This is a genomic window from Zwartia hollandica (genome assembly GCF_019923725.1).
Classification (GTDB): domain Bacteria; phylum Pseudomonadota; class Gammaproteobacteria; order Burkholderiales; family Burkholderiaceae_B; genus Zwartia; species Zwartia hollandica.
The window spans coordinates 592,498-609,949 of sequence record NZ_JAHXRI010000010.1; the positions used below are offsets into that span (position 1 = coordinate 592,498).

Genomic DNA, 17,452 nt, shown 5'->3' on the forward strand with positions numbered 1-17,452 from the left:
TCAGTACAGAGGCAAAGTCATCCGACGCCCAGGCTTACGATCGTGTAGCCTGGGCGTCTGAGTGGATTACTTAATCGTGATGCGCTCAACAACCGGGCGATTGTTAGGCTGGTGAACAATTTCGACATTTTTCTTCATTGCCCAAGGAATCACTTGGTCATGCAGAGGTATCGTGCCGAACTCTTTGGCATGGATTGTGAACGCCTCACGAATCATCGCAGTGCGTTTAGCATCATCGACCTCGGTCTTTACCGCATCAATCAGCGCATCAACTTTGGGATTGGAATAACCACCATAGTTAAACGCACCGGCTGCACCCTCACCCTTGCTACGAATCAAAGATTCAAGTGTGTAGTAAGCATCAAACGTCGGAACGCCCCAACCAAACAAGTAGACACTGAAGTCACCGTTCGCAATCTTCGGGAAGAAGGTCGCACGAGGCATTGCGTTCAATTTTGCCTTCACGCCAGCACGCGCCCACATCGCTACGACAGCTTGGCAAATGGCTTCGTCATTAATGTAGCGATTATTCGGGCAATCTAAAGTGAACTCGAGATTGTTTTCGTAGCCCGCCTCTTTAAGCAAAGCCTTGGCTTTTTCAACGTCATAAGGAACACGCTTACCCATTGCGTCTGAATAGCCATGAACCTGCGGGGAAATCATAGCGCCTGTAGGCAAGGACATTCCTCGCATGACGGACTTCTTGATCGCTTCAATATCGATCGAGCGATACAGAGCCTCGCGCACACGCACATCTTGCATCGGATTTTTGCCCTTGATGTTGCTGTACTTAAGTTCTGGACTCTTTACATCCATTGCAAAGTAGATCGTACGGTTTTCGTTACCGTCGATGACTTTAACTTGCTTGCGTAAGCGATCCAAGTCTTGTGCAGGAGGATCCAACACAAAGTCAACCTCACCTGACAGCAGCGCTGCGGTGCGTGTCGCGTTTTGTTTAATTGGTGTGTAGATGATTTCCGTCACGTTGCCCGTCTTCGTGGGCTTGCCCCACCAGTTCGGGTTCTCTGCATAGGTCGTTTTGATGTCGACTTCACGGGTTTTGAGAATATACGGCCCGGTGCCCATCGCATGACGTGCAGCGTAACTTTCCTCTTTCTTATTAAAGTCTTGAGGTAGCGTAGCGTTGTTCTTTTCAGCCCATGCCTTGCTCATGATACCAAGCGAAGGGAGTTGGCGAAGCAACACAGGGTTCGGGCCTGCTGTTGCGATTTCGACCGTTAGAGGATCAATCGCCTTGACATCACTGATACCAGCAACGTAGGACTTGAACTGAGAGGAAGGCGCCATGGCGCGCTTAATCGAAAACACAACGTCATCCGCGGTAAACGCGGAGCCGTCATGAAACTTTACGTTCGGACGCAGCTTGAAGCGCCAAAGGGAAGGATTGACCTGCTCCCAAGAAACGGCCAAGGAGGGGACCACTTCAAACTTGTCGTTGTAGGCAAGCAAGGGGTCATACACCCATAAGTTGGCGGCAATATTCAGGCCTTCGTTTTGAGAGTGTGGGTCAAGGGTCAGAATATCGCCCTGGCTAGTCCATTTGAAGGTTTTGGCACTTCCTATGGCTGGAAACAAAAAAGCTGCTGTCAACGCGGCAGCGATAAGTGATCGACGCATGGCTCGGTCCTTAAGAAAAGTTCAGTAACGGTCTCAGTTTGCCCCATCCGCTCAGGGGCGTCAACAATGAACATATAACTACGGGTTTGCGCTTAGTTCAGCTTGATGTTGTTGGACTTTGCCACCCCACTCCATTTGTCGCGCTCACCAACAATAAATGCCTTAAATTGCGCTGGCGTATCGCCAACCGGCTGCGCACCCAAGTCGAAAAACTGCTTTTCAATTTCAGGCGTGCGCAAAATGGCCATTAAATGACGGCTCAGCTCATCCACCAAAGGCTGGGGCGTTCCGGCAGGCGCCATCAAGCCAAACCAGGCCGACACATCGTAACCAGGCACGCCTGCCTCAGCCATGGTTGGGATCTCGGGGGCACCCGGCCAACGCTTGGTTGTTGTGACCGCCAGTGCGCGAACCTTACCCGACTTAATGAAGGCCATTGAGGACGGCAAGTTATCAATACCGACACTGACTTGACCGCCAATTAAGTCCACAAGCATTGGCGAGCCACCTTTGTAAGGCACATGCACGATGTCAAGCCCTGCCATCGACTTAAAGAGTTCGCCACTCATGTGCGGGGAGCCGCCATGACTGGTCGAACCGAAATTGATAGTGCCTGGCTTGGCCTTAGCCAGCGCGATGAGCTCTTTCAGATTCTGTACCGGCAAATTAGTATTGGCGAGCAAAACATTAGGCGTACTAGCAACCAAGCTGATCGGAACAAAATCTGTCACGGGATCATAAGGTGGCGGCGTTTGCAGGGCCGGAATAATTCCGTGCGAAGCGATACTGGCAAAGACCAACGAATGCCCATCCGCGGGTGATTTCGCCACTTGCTGCGACCCAATCACACCCCCGGCCCCAGGACGATTATCGATCACGACAGTGCGTCCAAGGCGCTCGCCGAGCCTGGGCGCCACGGCACGAGCCAATAAGTCTGTTGTCCCCCCAGCCGGGTAAGGCACCACGATTCGAATCGGACGGTCAGCAAAGGCAGTTTGCGCCGCCGCACCTGAAGACCCAAGCACCCCAGCGGCGAGTACCGAAGTGAATATCCCTAGCCATTTGAAACGATTATTTTTTTTCATGATTGATGTCTCTTCTCCGTTGATGATGGACTAATGGTTTGACGTAAGTAAGGCATCAAGCCTTGGGTAAAAGATGTTGCCCTCGTAGCTGGGGCCTTAACCCCTCGGGCACCTCTAACTCAAAATTCAACACCGCGGCGGATAACGCCTTGCCATAATTATCAAGACACAGGCTGCGCGAGACTCCTCCCCCAAGCGCCCCTTGCGCCACAAAATTCATTGCGTGCAGTTGGTCCACGTCATAGCGCGTCACTGCGCCTTTAATAGCGCCTGAATAAAAAGCCTTGAACCGTTCCGCAGTCAGTTGCTCCTTCAAGAGCGGATATAGCTCGGGCGTGTAGGCAAAGACGGCGATATTCGAGGTGTCGCCCTTATCCCCAGAGCGGGCATGCGCAACATGTTGAAGTTTTACTTTCATGGCTCAACTCACAAAATAATTTATTGAAGGGGTTACGCGTTCGCGAGGCACCAGCGAAGACCAGACGCCGATGACTTCCCGAGTGCGATCCTGATGCGGCACGCGCTTGCCGGTGTGCGCAATACCGGATACCGCCATGCCATCAATCTCACGGCCGACTTTGGCCGCCTGCTCTCGTGTCTTTGTGCGCGCAGCTACACGCACAGCCACCTCATAGGGCTCAGGCGCGTCTTTCGGCGTTGCATCGCCATGGATCGCATTCAAGCCAAGGTAGTCGATTCGAATGTCCTCTGCCTCGAGCTTCACAATCTTGAAGCGCTCTTCCAAAATCCTCTTGGCGAGCTGCGCGCGACGCAAGGCTCCGGGGCCGGCGTAAAAAAACATGTCTTCCCCGATAAACCCTTCGGTGCAACCAATCGACACCTTTAAGGTGGGCGTGCGAGGCTTGCCGCCGATGTGACTAACCTTCACGCGATCGGCGCCGACTTGCTCAAGCACAGCGGTCGAAAAATCCACCACCACATCAGGCGTTAAATAATTAAAGGGGTCATGTACCTCATACAACAGTTGTTCTTTAATTGTTTGCAGCGTGACCGCCCCGCCCGTTCCGGCAACTTTGCTGATCACAGCGCTTCCATCCGGACTGACCTCAGCAATCGGAAAACCAAAATTCCAAGGCTCTGGCACGTCTTTAAACCCTGGGTCTGCGAAATAGCCTCCCGTTGCTTGCGCACCGCACTCCAGAATGTGTCCAATCCCAGTCCCTTGACCTAGCTTGACGTGATCTAGGGGATCCCAGCCAAACTCAAACATCATGGGCGCTAAAAATATCGAGGGGTCCGCTACACGGCCAGTGATCACGATTTGGGCGCCCGCCTGTAGGGCTTGCACGATTGGCTCAGCCCCTTGATAGACTTCGGCAGAAATCAACGTTGACTGCAGACTCGCAGTAGGCTTGCCGTTTTCAAGAATGGTGTCGGTCAGTTCAAGCACATGCTCCGTGATCAGACTGCCATTGACCGCGGCAACTTTAACGCCGGTATAACCAAACTCCTTGAGCCAATACACCACACGCTGTGCCGCTGCGTCTGGGTTAATCCAACCTTGGTTGCTAATAATCTTTGTGCCGCGGGCCATGCAGGCTGGCAATACGGCACGCATACGGTCATCGAGGTATGTGTCATAGCCTGGGAAACTAGGGTCACGCCGTGCGCGCACCTGCGCGGCCGACACCGTGGCCTCGGCCATGGTCTCAAAACACAAGTAATCTAAATCACCTTTCTCTGCATTGAGCGCTGCAGGCTCTACTCGGTCACCCCACCAGGCGGCGCCAGATCCAATTCTGATAATTTTTTTCATTTTGCTCTCAAAAAAACGCCCTCAGAGCTTTGAGGGCGTGCGATCCATACACTTACCGATAAGCGTCTTAAACCGTTGCAACGGCCGTCGACGGGGAACCCACTGCTCCCGGCAAACGCAGTGGTGGTGCCGTCAACAAGAAACGATTGCGGCCATGCTCACGCAACCATTTGGCAAGAGGCGTGAGATAAAACATCTCACCCAGATGCACGCCGAGCTTGAATAAACAGTGCTCATGCAATGGCAAGGTCGCGCAACAACCCACGTGATCAACTGCAGGGTAATGCTCGACGGCATAGTTATCGGCCATCAACACCACCAACTGACTGTCGGTGATCCAGTTCAATAGTTTTTGGTCCCGACCGTTCAAGGCTGCGCAGCTTGTTTCCAAGGTATGCAGGTCAGGCTTACCCTTCATATCCATGAGCATTTGTGCAAAGCCTGTGTGCAAACACACCATATCGCCAGGCTCGACAACCACCTTATCTTTCTCCATGACACGCATCAGAGTGTCATAGCCAATGATCTCGCGCTTGTTTCCAAAGTGTGCGTGAAAGTCGAGCATCACACCGCGCCCCTGCACGCAAGACTCCGCCATATTTTGTATACCCAAGGCCGTGGCATTCGAGGTCGACCTCTGATCGCCAGGTTGGGGGACGCCCGCGTCTTTCGCATCGGTTGGGCCTTGGATGTCGTCACCCGCGCGATAGCCGTTGTAATAGACCGACTCGGCAATCCCATCACCGTTCGCATCAAAACGGGAACCGACATGCGCCAAGCTATCCCATTGCGTTGAATACTGAAGGTGCATCACGACCAAATCATCACTGATGACGTCAGTGTGTAATTCGTTATCGCGAAACAAACCGTAATTCATATTCGGACGATCACCACGAAGCGTTGGACGAATGACTGGGGGAAAACGTCTGGGGTTGAGCAAATTGCCACCGGGTAAGTCCAGTGGCAGGCTCAGACAGAAAGGTTGAAACTCTTTGACTTCAGCGATGCCCTGCTTGAGCTTGGCTGGCGTCAAGAGATTGATGCGACCCCGTTGGTCGTCCGGTCCAAAATCACCCCATGTCGATCCTTCAGGACGATTTACCCAACGTTTTGACCCGCTCATGCTTTGTATCTCCGATTTATGTTTATTGTGACTAGCGTTCGTATGCGTTCTCTTTTACGCTCCTAGGATAGTCAACCGATCTGCCCACCGAGTCAAGTCAGTCCCCGCCAGGTCAAAAGCAAAAAGGCCGCTGACATCGTCAGCGGCCTTTCACTTAAATCATTTTGGTCTACGCAGAACGCTGCAAAGACCAGTCAATATGCCAATACTCAGGCTTTCTTGACTTTCTCGAGCATTTTGAACACGCCTTTGGGAGCGTTGACGAACAGGCGCTTGAAGGCCTTGCCCAAGCAACGGCGCTCGAGAGTGTTGCGACGCGTACGTTTTGTTTCTGAAGCCATAGCTATTCTCCGGTAGGGAACTCACTATATTACCCTAAATTTGACCCGGTTATCGCTTGGACAAGAGACCCCAGCTCGGCTAGCCCGCTCTATGATTGCGACATGAACCCCACTATTCGCATTACTGGCGCTCGCCAGAACAACCTAAAAAATCTCGATGTCACCCTAAATACAGGGGAACTGACCGTCATAACTGGCGTCAGCGGCTCGGGCAAAAGCTCCTTGGCCTTCGATACCTTGTACGCCGAAGGACAGCGGCGCTACGTCGAAACCTTCTCGCCCTACGCCCGACAGTTTCTCGATCGCATGGATAAGCCTGTGGTCGACAAGATTGAAGGCATTTTGCCTGCAATCGCCATTGATCAAACCAACCCAGTGCGCAGCTCGCGCAGCACGGTTGGCACAATGACCGAGCTCAATGACCATCTGAAATTACTTTTTGCGCGTGGCGCGCAGTTAATGTGCCGCGGGTGTGGTCAAGCCGTTTGTCGCGACAGTACGGCTTCAATCTTTAGCGCCATCACTGCGCGCGCAGCAAAGGCGAGCGATCCAAGACTGGTCATTACTTTCCCAGTCCAGGTACCGGCAAACTTTAGCGAAGAAGAGGTCCGAGGCTTCTTAGATCAGCAAGGTTATACACGGGTCCATGCCGATGAGGGTCCGACGCAAACAGAGGTCGTTGCAGCAAGCGCCGCGACGAAGGCTCCCGCAAAGTCCAACAAAAAGAAGACGGCGATGCTGTCCCCGACATTACGAACCTTACGCGTGGTGCAAGACCGCTTTCGTATGGCAGGGGCAGACACTTCGCGTGTCATGGAAGCACTGGACATCGCCCTGAAAATGGGCAATGGCCTCATCGCTGTACACGCCCTTGATCAAGACGGGCAGGACACAGAGGTCTGGAAATTTAGCGACAAACTCCATTGCGCAGACTGCAATATTAGCTATAGCGACCCCCTCCCAAGCACCTTCTCTTTTAACTCACCGCTTGGTGCGTGCGAGACCTGCCGTGGCTTTGGACGCGTGATCGGAATCGACTTTGGCTTGGTTATTCCTGACGAGAACAAAACGCTGGAAGGCGGTGCCATCAAACCATGGCAAACGCCAAGTTACAAAGAATGCCAAGTCGAACTAGAAAAATACGCCAAGCGCGCGAACGTTTCGACCAATACGCCCTGGAAGCACTTACCGCCCGAGCACCAGGAGTGGGTCCTGCATGGCGATCCGCTTTGGAAAGGCGGCAATCAAGCCTGGAAAACACAGTGGTATGGCGTGCAACGTTTCTTTGACTGGCTCGAGACCAAGTCCTACAAAATGCACGTGCGCGTGCTGTTGTCGAAGTATCGCAGCTACACCCCCTGCCCCACTTGCAAAGGTGCACGACTTAAGCCCGACGCCTTGCTGTGGCGCATCGATGGCAGGTCCATTCAAGACCTGATGTTGACACCGATCGTGCAGTTGCGCGAATTCGCAGGCACTGTCAGGTTTGCCGGCAGCTTAGATGCAGCGATGGATCTTGTATTAACGGAGGTGCGAGCCAGACTCAAATTCCTCTGTGATGTCGGACTTGGTTACCTCACACTAGACCGACAAAGTCGCACTTTGTCAGGCGGCGAAGTGCAGCGCATCAACCTGACAACGGCGTTAGGCACGTCTCTCGTTAACACACTCTTTGTACTGGATGAACCATCGATCGGTCTGCATCCGCGAGATATTCACCGCATTGTCGAAGTGATGCATCGACTGCGCGACGCAGGTAACACTCTCGTTGTCGTCGAACATGACCCGCAAGTCATGATCGCTGCAGATCGCGTGATCGACGTTGGACCAGGTCCCGGCGAACGCGGCGGCCAGATCGTCTTCGACGGCACCCCTAGCGCCTTGAAAGAAGCGCCAACCTTAACCGGCAAGTACATGGGTGGCCTGTTGAAGGTCGAGGCACCTCGCCCACTGCCGGTATCCGCAAACACGCCGAGGTTATTGCTCGAAGGTGTGACAGCAAATAACCTGAAAAACGTCTCAGTCGAAATTCCACTCGGACGACTCGTTTGCGTCACCGGTGTCTCTGGGTCTGGCAAATCCACTCTCATCCAGGACGTACTCTATCCAGGGCTGCTCAAGATCATGGGCAAACCCACAGAATCACCGGGCCCGTTCGATCGTATTCTCGGTGCAGAGCAGCTCGCTGATGTTGTGATGGTCGATCAGGCGCAAATTGGGAAAACAGCGCGCTCCAACCCCGCGAGTTATGTGGGTGCCTTTGATCCCATTCGCAAGCTGTTCGCCCAGGCTCCGGTTGCGCGTGAACGTGGTTACACCGCAGGCACCTTTAGTTTTAATAGCGGTGATGGCCGTTGCCCAACTTGCGGTGGCACAGGCTTTGAACACGTTGAAATGCAGTTCTTGTCTGATATCTACATCCGCTGTCCCGACTGCGATGGCAAGCGCTTCCGGCCAGAAGTACGCGAGGTAGAGATCGAACATCTCGGTCGGCGCGCCTCGATCGATGCCGTCTTAGACATGACTGTCTCAGAAGCGCTTGAATTTTTCAAAGGCCTACGCGATGTTCAACTCGGTCTAGCTCCGCTTGCAGACGTAGGACTGGAATACGTCAAACTTGGTCAACCGGTGCCGACCCTATCTGGCGGTGAAGCCCAGCGACTAAAGTTGGCCGGCCATCTGGCTGAGGCGGCACGCAGCGGAATCTCGACTGCCAAGGTTGCTAAAAAAGGTAGCCTGTTTCTATTTGACGAACCCACGACTGGTTTGCATTTTGATGATGTCGCACGACTGATGCGTGCGTTTCGCAAACTACTCGGCGCGGGCCACACTTTATTAATCATCGAGCACAATCTTGATGTCATACGGTCTGCCGACTGGGTGATCGATCTGGGTCCCGAAGGTGGCGACGCGGGGGGCGAAATTATTGCGGCAGGCAGCCCGGAAGATATCATGCAAGCACCTCGTTCCTATACAGGCGAGGCGTTGCGTGAGTACGCCGTGGCGATGACACCGGACGCAATTGGTAGCACGCTCGCGGAAACCTCTGGTAAGCCCCTCCAGGCAGTCCTTAAAGAACGCCGTCGCGCAGCGACTCAAATCGATATCTTGCATGCGCGCGAACACAATTTAAAGAATATCAGCGTGAGTATTCCGCACGATAAATTTACGGTAATCACTGGTGTATCTGGCTCTGGCAAGTCGACACTAGCTTTCGATATCTTATTTAACGAAGGACAACGTCGGTATCTCGAATCATTAAACGCGTATGCGCGTGCCATCGTACAACCGGCTGGCAAGCCCGATGTAGATGCAATCTTTGGCATACCGCCCACGGTTGCGATTGAACAGCGCACCAGCCGCGGGGGTCGCAAGTCGACGGTCGCGACCATGACCGAGATCCATCACTTTCTGCGTTTGATGTACATGAAGCTCGGCACCCAAATGTGCCCAGATTGCCGTGTCAGCGTCGAGCCGCAAAGTGCGGATCAGATCGTAGCTCGTATCTTGCGTGACCATAAAGGTCAACGTATTGGCCTGCTCGCGCCGCTTGTTACAGCACGCAAGGGCTATTACACCGACCTCGCGAAGTGGGCCTCCGGCAAAGGCTTTACCCACTTACGTGTCGACAATGCGTTTATCGGCACGGCAAAATGGCCTCGCCTCGATCGCTTCAAAGAGCACACAATTGAATTACCCGTCTGCGATCTCGTGGTCGAATCAAAAAACGAATCCGCTCTGCGTGAAGGCGTGCGTAGCGCGCTCGAACATGGCCAGGGTGTGATGAGCCTCGTATGGCCGCTCGACAAGCTTCACAGCGATATGGCTGCCACACTTGAGCAGACGCACTTCTCAGTTAAACGCGCCTGTCCGAGCTGCGGCACGAGTTTCCCTGAACCAGATCCGCGCATGTTCTCGTACAACTCGAAACACGGCTGGTGTACCGGCTGCTTTGGCACAGGGCTTCAGCTTCAAGGGTTCGACGCAGAACAAACCGGCGAGGAAAACGCGTGGAACGCATCCTATGAGGGCGAGACTAGAGTCTGTACGCAGTGTCATGGCGCGCGCTTAAATCCAGTATCGCGCTCCGTACTCTGGCGTGAAAAATCGATTGCCGAGCTCGCAGGTCTTGCAGTATCGGATGCGCATACTTTCTTCACCGGACTCGTCTTACGCGGGCGCGATGCAGAAATTGCACGCGATATCCTAAGTGAAATTCGCGGGCGACTGCAATTCATGCAAGAAGTCGGCTTGGGCTATTTGGCTCTTGACCGTGCAGCACCGACTTTATCGGGCGGAGAAGCCCAACGCATCAGGCTTGCTGCGCAACTCGGTTCCAACATGCAAGGCGTCTGCTATGTATTGGATGAGCCAACGATTGGACTGCACCCTCGCGACAATCGCATTTTGTTGGGTGCCCTATCCAAACTCGAGAAAAATGGAAATACCTTGGTCGTCGTAGAGCACGACGACGATACGATTCGACGTGCTGAACATGTCATTGATATCGGGCCGGGTGCAGGCGTGCGTGGTGGACGCGTCGTCGCCCAAGGCACGCTACAAGATTTAATGGATGCACCTGAATCCACAACGGGTCGGTACTTACGCGAGCCCCTCAAGCACCCGCTACAACCGCGGCGTCCCGTCACCAAAGACCTTCCGATGTTGACGGTAAAAGGTGCAAAGCTACATAACCTCCGACATGTCGACGCTCACTTTCCAATCGGTCGCTTGAGCGTTGTCACAGGCGTCTCGGGCTCGGGTAAATCAACCCTCGCGCGCGAAGTGCTGCTCGACAATCTCTCGGTGGCATTGTCGGTGCGTGGCACTCCCGCCTGGCAGGGCTGCGAAGACATTAGCGGTTGGCAAGCGCTCGATCGAGTTTTAGAAGTGGATCAAACGCCAATTGGTAAGACCCCACGCTCCTGCCCAGCGACTTACATTGGTTTCTGGGATGACGTACGCAAACAGTTCGCTGAAACGAACGAGGCGCGCATTCGTGGCTGGGGTGCTGGCCGCTTCTCGTTCAATACAGGCGATGGTCGCTGTCCGATCTGTGAAGGCCAAGGCATGCGCACGCTCGAAATGAGCTTCCTACCCGACATCAAAGTACCCTGCGATGCGTGCGGCGGAGCGCGCTTCAACACCGATACGCTCGCGGTACGCATGCGAGAAAAACATGCAGGTCAGGTACTGTCGATGGAAGTGGATGACGCGATCGTTTATTTTGCTGCACACCCAAAGATTCGCCATCCTCTGCAACTCATGCAAGATGTTGGACTCGGCTACCTGACGCTAGGACAACCCTCGCCCACACTATCTGGCGGTGAAGCGCAACGGATCAAGCTTGTGACCGAGCTTGCAAAAGCGCGTATGACAGAAGGTGTCATCACGACTGGCAGAGCCTCACGGTTGCCTCACACGCTCTATGTACTGGACGAGCCCACTGTCGGGCTCTCCATGGCTGATGTGGAGAAGCTCATCCGCGTACTGCATCGTTTGGTCGAAGCTGGAAACACCGTGGTGGTGATCGAACATAACCTAGACATCATCGCCGAGGCGGACTGGTTGCTGGATCTCGGCCCAGAGGGTGGCTCGGGCGGAGGTCGTCTTGTCATCGAAGGGACGCCCGAGCAAGTCGCAGGCGCTCGCAAGCGCTCGCATACGGGTGATGTCCTTCACGAGTTCATGACCCGCACATGACGCACTGTCGCTTTGAAGACCGCTTAGCGGGTGAGGCGCGGGTCTTGTCAGAGCCGCTCTACCGCATTGAAGCGCGCTCGCAACAAGAACTACCCCAGGCCTTTGTACGCATCGCACAAGCCAAAAAAGACGGTCACTGGATTGCACTTTTGCTGGACTACGAATTAGGGGAATGGCTTGAGCCAACACTAGAGGTCCATGCAAACGACACCCGTTCTGAACGCACGCAGGACTCCTCGCCGCGCCTGACCGCTCTCGTGTTTGCGAAAATGATGCTCGAGGCGCCCTGGGGCGAGGCCCTCCAGACTAGCAAGCACGAGCATTCTGCGGCGATTGAAAACGTAGCTTCCCTTCTTTCGAAGGATGCTTACATCGATCGCATTCAGAAAATCCGTCAATGGATTGCTCAAGGCGAGGTTTATCAAATAAATGCGACGTTTCCGATGTTGGTTCAGCTGCGGGGAGATCCCTCCACACTTTACAAACGCATCGCGAACAAGCACCCTGTCGGACATGCCGCTTTTATCGAAGACGGTATGCGCACCGTGCTGTCCTTCTCACCTGAATTGTTTTTGGCACGAACCGGCGACTGCCTGACGACCCGCCCCATGAAAGGTACTGCACCACGTTCAACGGATCCCGCTGAGGATCATGCCTTCAGGCAAGGCTTGGTAGCGAGCGCCAAAAATCGGGCAGAGAACCTCATGATCGTTGATCTATTGCGCAACGATCTGGGTCGTGTCGCTCTCGCTGGTAGCGTCACAGCAAACCCACTATTTTCCCTCGAGAAATACCCCTCGGTTTGGACCATGACTTCGACCGTTCAGGCCCGCGTCGCACCTGGCACGGATCTAGAAGCAATTTTAAGAGCCCTCTTCCCTTGTGGCTCTGTGACGGGCGCACCAAAAATCGCTGCCATGCGGCGCATACAAGAGACAGAGGCTTCACCGCGCGGACTTTACTGCGGTAGCGTTGGATGGCTAGCTCCTAATGGAGATTTCTCCTTGAACGTGGCGATTCGCACCTTGGTCCTTGATGCACAGAAGGGCACTGGCCTCTATCATGTTGGTGGCGGTATCGTCTATGACTCTGACCCCGAACAGGAGTGGGAAGAATGCCACTGGAAGGCGCGCATACTCGCTTAAAACTAAACAGATGACTAAGCCAACACCCGATCTGATAGAAACGATGCACGCTGATGAAGCGGGTACCATTGATTTAATCCCCGAGCATTTAATGCGTCTTGCTCGCTCTGCAAAAGCGCTTGGCTATTCTTATCCCGGCGACTCGGCTGTGATTGAGGCCATCAAAACTACTTGCTCGGCGCACACAGGCAAATCGCTTCGCGTGAGATTGTTACTTAGCGCATCAGGCGTGCTTTCGATGCAAGCGGTGCCCTTAGGCGCACTGTTCGGCACACCGCTGATTGCGCTGTCTCCTGTGGTGCTCAAGAGCCAAGAGCCCCTGCTTCAGCACAAAACTACACATCGTCCCTGGTATGACGTCACTGCCGAATGGCTCAGCATGCACCCCGCGTACTTCGATCAGATTTTTATCAATGAACGGGGAGAATTATGTGAGGGCAGTCGCTCAAACATCTATTTGCTGAGCAAAGGCGTGTGGCTCACGCCTCCCTTGCACTGCGGTTTGCTAGGCGGCACGATGCGTGCACGCCTGCTGCAATCAAGTCAGGTGCAGGAGGCCGTCCTGCGCCTGAGTGATCTATCTCACGCGCAAGCAATCCGTTTGTCGAATGGCTTGCGCGGCTGGTTTGAAGTCAAGCCGGATACCTCACTCCTTCCAGGGCATATCCTTCCATAGTTGTTGCAACATCTTTTCTGTATCCGCCAGTTCTTTTGCATACGCAGGCGGTGCCAGATAACGGATTGGTGCAAACAACTCACCCGCCTTTTTGATGTACTCAGGATCTGCCGCCGCCTGCGCAACAGCCTTCACTAAGCGATCGCGAATCTCAGGTGGCAAGCCCTTCGGTGCTGCCAACCCGCGCAGCGAGGCACTTTCCATGTTGTAGCCCTGCTCCGCAAACGTTGGGGTGTCAGGCGCTAATACCGTACGCTTAAGTGACATCTGACCAATCATACGCATCGGTGAGCCGCCTTTGATGTAAGCCAGGGCCTCACCCACGTTAATCGCACCGACCACCAACTGACCGCTCACCACCGCAGCACGTGTTTCACCCGATCCTTTGTAGGGAACATGGGTCAACTTAACGCCCGCAGCTTTCTCAAAGAACAACATCGCGAGGTGATCATCGGAGCCCACGCCCGTGGACCCGACCGTGACCTTACCTGGATTAGCTTTGGCATAGACGACCAAGTCTTTCAAGGTTTTAAACTCGCTCGATGTATTCACCGTAAAGGCACCGGGGTCATCAATCAAATTACCAATCAAGTCATAGTCCTTCCAGTGAAAGGTCGATTGGCGCTCAATTGGAATCGAGATCAAGTTAGGCGTGTTCAAAAAGCCAATGGTGTAGCCATCGGGTGCGGCTTTAGCTAGCTCGGCAAAACCGATCCCACCGCCCGCACCTGCCTTATTGGACACAACAATACGCGCGTTATTACCCAAATATTTTTCAATGTAGGGCGCAATCAATCGGGCAACCAAGTCCGTGCCACCACCTGGTGCATAGGCGATGATCATCGTAATAGGCTTGTTCGGGTACTGTGCTTGCGCACCACTGGACCACGCCAAGGCAGATAGCAAAGCCACGCCAGTCAGACGACTCAATTTACGGATGAAGCTACTCATACAATCTCCTTATATATTCGTGCTGCTTTTTATATTTTTGTACTACTTGTCTTTTCTAAGCCGAACTAAATATAGAGCCCTTCTGACGACTTGGATGTTATGACTTACCCGAACATCTTTTTATAACGCTCAACGAATACCGGCCAAACTTCGGGGTTGGCCATACGTGGCGCGCGCTCGCATCGCAACAACCCCTCTATTTGCTCGGCACCCATGCGCGCAGCATTACGCCGCGCCTCGTGCGTGACACCTGCTGTGTGATAAGTTGCAGTCACGTTTGGCAAAGACAATAGCGGGTTATCGACAGCGGGGGGCTCGACCGTCCAAACATCTAGGCCGGCGCCAGACAGATGTTTGTCGCGCAACGCCTCGTATAACGCTTTCTCATCGTGAATCCCGCCTCGCGCTGTCGAGAGAAATACTGAACCTTTCTTCATCGAACGATACTGATCAGCACCAAAAAGATTCAGGGTCTCTGGCGAGCGCGGACAATGCACCGACACGACATCGGACTGCGTCACTAACTGCTCAAAACTCACAGGTGTTGCCCCGCGCTTTGCGATTTCAGCGTCTGTTATTTTCGGGTCGTACCCGATCACCTGCATCCCAAAGGCTTTCGCCAGGTGTGCCACGCGGGTTCCGATATGACCTACTCCCACAATCCCGATCGTCAGCCCTTTTATCTCGTTACCCATTAGATCTTCGCGGGTCGTATAGGCATTGGCGCGCATCACACGATCGGACTCGGCAATGCGGTGCTTCACCGACAACAGCAGGCCGATTGCATGCTCGGCTACTGAGTCGGCGTTACAACTTGATTGATTGACCACCAAGACACCATGGCGGCTGCACGCCTCAAGATCAATGGGATCAAAACCCGCCCCCGATGCAGAGGCACACAACAGGTTCGGCAACTGCTTTAGCAGCTCCTCTCCTAGCCACCACTGCTTGGGCACTTCGTCGCGTGCAGCGCAAATATGATAAATCTGCGCCTCTTTGAGTGTTGCCAACGTTTTTTTATCGTCATCCGCATAGCGACAAATAGTTAGGTCAATGTCCTTGAATTTGGCGAGATGCTCGTCAAAGACCGGGTTAATCCAAAAATCGAAGCGCACAACCTTTTTTTTCATTTCAGAACACCTTTGGCGCGCAGGCTTTGGTCCACCCACTTACGATCCAAGGTTCCTTTGGCGATTTGCTTCAGAATGTCCTTCTCTTTCTTCTCAACCGCCATCACTAAGGCAGCCAACTCGTCGGCGACATCAGGACGAATTGCAAACACACCGTCATAGTCACCGACAATGATGTCACCGGGGTGCACGACCATGCCGTCGACCGAGACCGTGACGTTGATTTCGCCTGGACCTTCTTTGTAGGGACCACGATGCGAGATCGCACGTGCAAAAACAGGGAAGCTACTTTTGCCCAAGCTGTCGACGTCGCGAATTGGACCATCAATCACAAATCCAGCGATTTTTTTACTAGCTGCAAGCGTAGACATAATTTCACCGATGATCGCATTACGCTGCGCACCACCGGCATCCACCACAATCACATCGCCCGGTGCAGCCATATCAATCGCTTTGTGCACCATCAGGTTGTCGCCAGGTGCAGTCTTGACCGTGAACGCACGTCCCAAAATACGACCGCCCTTGTGAAAGGGACGCAGATCAACCGTGCCGTTTGTACGGCTCATGACATCACTAATATTTGCCACTGCGAGCTTGGCAAATTTTTTCAAGGTCGCATTGCTGACCGTATGCTTGTGCGTGTTGATCGCAAATCCAAGGTTAGACATATCTACTCCACATAAAATAAAAAGGACGGGGTTTAGTCTTTACGACCGACGTGTACTAAAAACTCTGGCGTCAACTCTTTCAGTGTGTTGACACCCATCATGGCCATGTTGCGCGAGACTTCTTGCTCTAGCAACGAAATCGCGTGGTCCACACCTGCTGGACCACCCACCGCGGCTGCGTAGTTAAAGGGTCGTCCTAAAAATACGCAACGTGCACCTAGGGCAATCGCCTTGACAATATCACTGCCGCGACGCACACCGCTATCAAGCATCACGGGGCCGTCTTTAAATGCATCAAGAATCTGGGGCAACATTCTCAAGGGCGCAACGGCACCGTCTAGCTGACGGGCTCCATGATTGGACACAATGACGCCGTCCATCCCGTACTGTCGGCAAAGCGCCGCATCAGCAGGATGCAGAATTCCTTTGATGACCATCGGTCCTTTCCATTGGGCGCGAATCGCTCGAACATGTTCCCAATTCAGGTGACCACGTGAAGAAAAGTCACGCATGACGTTAGCGGACATAATCGGCGCTCCGCGGGTGGCAAAGGAGTTCTCAAAATGCGGCATGCCGTGGTGCATGAGCGTTTTCAAAAACGTGCCAAATAGCCAGCGGGGATGAGTAATACCCTGCCACGCCAATCGCAGGCTGGGCCTTAACGGCGTGGAGAACCCTGTGCGCACGTTGTTTTCACGATTGGCTGAAGACGGAGTATCTACAGTAATCACTAGTGTTTTGAAGCCCGCCACAGCGACGCGATCAATCAAGGGAGCGATCTGTTCCGTTTTTCCAGGCAGATACGCCTGAAACCAAGCGTCTGGCGCTCGCTCAACCAACTCTTCCATACGAATCAACGAGGAGCCGCTCATAATCATCGGCACATTCGCACGTGCAGCCGCCTCGGCCAATACGATATCGCCGCGGTAGGCCGACATAGCGGTAATGCCCATTGGCGCCATACCAAAGGGTGAACTGTACGTCTTACCAAAGAGCTCGACTTGCTGGCTGCGCTGCGAGATATCGACAAGGATGCGCGTCAGAAATTCATACTCTGCAAAGACATCCCGGTTAGCCCTTAAAGACTGGCCGTCTTCACACGCACCGGCTACATAGCCAAAAATCGGGCGGGGCAAACGTTTCTCGGCTTCGCGTTCAAAATCAGCGAGGGATAGAATTTTTGCTAGTGCGGAAACTTGCGTCATGAAATGCTGC

13 protein-coding genes are annotated in these 17,452 nt (G+C 53.7%); 3 read left to right on the forward strand and 10 right to left on the reverse strand.

All coding sequences use genetic code 11. The annotated features are described in order from the left end of the window. Nucleotides 1-66: 66 nt before the first annotated feature. The 6 genes from KZZ10_RS13600 to KZZ10_RS13625 all read right to left on the reverse strand — a co-directional run bounded on the left by KZZ10_RS13600 (nt 67) and on the right by KZZ10_RS13625 (nt 5,964). Complete coding sequence (locus tag KZZ10_RS13600; RefSeq protein ID WP_259662062.1) at nt 67-1,638, reverse strand: ABC transporter substrate-binding protein; 1,572 nt, start codon at nt 1,636-1,638, stop codon at nt 67-69. Between the two features lie 92 nt (nt 1,639-1,730). After that, nucleotides 1,731-2,723: a Bug family tripartite tricarboxylate transporter substrate binding protein gene (locus tag KZZ10_RS13605; RefSeq protein WP_259662063.1), complete on the reverse strand. Its 993-nt coding sequence runs from the start codon at nt 2,721-2,723 to the stop codon at nt 1,731-1,733. A gap of 55 nt (nt 2,724-2,778) precedes the next feature. Continuing rightward, the gene (locus tag KZZ10_RS13610; protein WP_259662064.1) at nt 2,779-3,141 is read right to left on the reverse strand and encodes an AtuA-related protein; all 363 of its coding nucleotides are present in this window, start codon (nt 3,139-3,141) and stop codon (nt 2,779-2,781) included. Nucleotides 3,142-3,144: 3 nt separating this feature from the next. Beyond that, nucleotides 3,145-4,500: an acyclic terpene utilization AtuA family protein gene (locus KZZ10_RS13615; protein ID WP_259662065.1), complete on the reverse strand. Its 1,356-nt coding sequence runs from the start codon at nt 4,498-4,500 to the stop codon at nt 3,145-3,147. Nucleotides 4,501-4,567: 67 nt separating this feature from the next. Continuing rightward, the gene (locus tag KZZ10_RS13620; protein WP_259662066.1) at nt 4,568-5,623 is read right to left on the reverse strand and encodes a cyclase family protein; all 1,056 of its coding nucleotides are present in this window, start codon (nt 5,621-5,623) and stop codon (nt 4,568-4,570) included. Nucleotides 5,624-5,832: 209 nt separating this feature from the next. After that, on the reverse strand, nt 5,833-5,964 hold the full coding sequence (locus KZZ10_RS13625) for a hypothetical protein (RefSeq protein ID WP_259662067.1): 132 nt from the start codon (nt 5,962-5,964) through the stop codon (nt 5,833-5,835). Nucleotides 5,965-6,066: 102 nt separating this feature from the next. On the opposite strand from KZZ10_RS13625, the gene uvrA reads away from it, so the two are divergent. Genes uvrA through KZZ10_RS13640 form a run of 3 tightly spaced genes read left to right on the forward strand, consistent with a single transcriptional unit; the run spans nt 6,067 to nt 13,488 of the window. Then, nucleotides 6,067-11,667, forward strand: a complete 5,601-nt coding sequence (gene uvrA / locus KZZ10_RS13630; RefSeq protein WP_259662068.1) for an excinuclease ABC subunit UvrA — start codon at nt 6,067-6,069, stop codon at nt 11,665-11,667. After that, entirely contained in the window at nt 11,664-12,812 is a 1,149-nt protein-coding gene (locus KZZ10_RS13635; protein WP_259662069.1) for an aminodeoxychorismate synthase component I, read from the forward strand. The genes uvrA and KZZ10_RS13635 overlap by 4 nt, the downstream gene beginning before the upstream one ends. Before the next feature lie 10 nt (nt 12,813-12,822). After that, nucleotides 12,823-13,488: an aminotransferase class IV gene (locus tag KZZ10_RS13640; RefSeq protein WP_259662070.1), complete on the forward strand. Its 666-nt coding sequence runs from the start codon at nt 12,823-12,825 to the stop codon at nt 13,486-13,488. Here the strand turns inward: KZZ10_RS13640 and KZZ10_RS13645 are convergent. From KZZ10_RS13645 to KZZ10_RS13660, 4 genes are all read right to left on the reverse strand, one after another. Beyond that, the gene (locus KZZ10_RS13645; protein ID WP_259662071.1) at nt 13,459-14,439 is read right to left on the reverse strand and encodes a Bug family tripartite tricarboxylate transporter substrate binding protein; all 981 of its coding nucleotides are present in this window, start codon (nt 14,437-14,439) and stop codon (nt 13,459-13,461) included. The genes KZZ10_RS13640 and KZZ10_RS13645 overlap by 30 nt on opposite strands. 104 nt (nt 14,440-14,543) lie before the next feature. Then, entirely contained in the window at nt 14,544-15,569 is a 1,026-nt protein-coding gene (locus KZZ10_RS13650) for a hydroxyacid dehydrogenase (RefSeq protein WP_259662072.1), read from the reverse strand. After that, entirely contained in the window at nt 15,566-16,237 is a 672-nt protein-coding gene (locus KZZ10_RS13655; protein ID WP_259662073.1) for an RraA family protein, read from the reverse strand. Before KZZ10_RS13655 ends, KZZ10_RS13650 begins: the two co-directional genes overlap by 4 nt. Nucleotides 16,238-16,269: 32 nt before the next feature. After that, nucleotides 16,270-17,442 (reverse strand): alpha-hydroxy acid oxidase, encoded by a 1,173-nt coding sequence (locus KZZ10_RS13660; RefSeq protein ID WP_259662074.1) that lies wholly within the window; start codon nt 17,440-17,442, stop codon nt 16,270-16,272. Between the last annotated feature and the right edge of the window lie 10 nt (nt 17,443-17,452).

Excerpts from the sequence above, each read along its gene's own strand:
- KZZ10_RS13600 (WP_259662062.1), bottom strand. The coding sequence starts at position 1,638 with ATGCGTCGATCACTTATCGCTGCCGCGTTGACAGCAGCTTTTTTGTTT.
- KZZ10_RS13605 (WP_259662063.1), bottom strand. The coding sequence starts at position 2,723 with ATGAAAAAAAATAATCGTTTCAAATGGCTAGGGATATTCACTTCGGTA.
- KZZ10_RS13610 (WP_259662064.1), bottom strand. The coding sequence starts at position 3,141 with ATGAAAGTAAAACTTCAACATGTTGCGCATGCCCGCTCTGGGGATAAG.
- KZZ10_RS13615 (WP_259662065.1), bottom strand. The coding sequence starts at position 4,500 with ATGAAAAAAATTATCAGAATTGGATCTGGCGCCGCCTGGTGGGGTGAC.
- KZZ10_RS13620 (WP_259662066.1), bottom strand. The coding sequence starts at position 5,623 with ATGAGCGGGTCAAAACGTTGGGTAAATCGTCCTGAAGGATCGACATGG.
- KZZ10_RS13625 (WP_259662067.1), bottom strand. The coding sequence starts at position 5,964 with ATGGCTTCAGAAACAAAACGTACGCGTCGCAACACTCTCGAGCGCCGT.
- uvrA (WP_259662068.1), top strand. The coding sequence starts at position 6,067 with ATGAACCCCACTATTCGCATTACTGGCGCTCGCCAGAACAACCTAAAA.
- KZZ10_RS13635 (WP_259662069.1), top strand. The coding sequence starts at position 11,664 with ATGACGCACTGTCGCTTTGAAGACCGCTTAGCGGGTGAGGCGCGGGTC.
- KZZ10_RS13640 (WP_259662070.1), top strand. The coding sequence starts at position 12,823 with ATGACTAAGCCAACACCCGATCTGATAGAAACGATGCACGCTGATGAA.
- KZZ10_RS13645 (WP_259662071.1), bottom strand. The coding sequence starts at position 14,439 with ATGAGTAGCTTCATCCGTAAATTGAGTCGTCTGACTGGCGTGGCTTTG.
- KZZ10_RS13650 (WP_259662072.1), bottom strand. The coding sequence starts at position 15,569 with ATGAAAAAAAAGGTTGTGCGCTTCGATTTTTGGATTAACCCGGTCTTT.
- KZZ10_RS13655 (WP_259662073.1), bottom strand. The coding sequence starts at position 16,237 with ATGTCTAACCTTGGATTTGCGATCAACACGCACAAGCATACGGTCAGC.
- KZZ10_RS13660 (WP_259662074.1), bottom strand. The coding sequence starts at position 17,442 with ATGACGCAAGTTTCCGCACTAGCAAAAATTCTATCCCTCGCTGATTTT.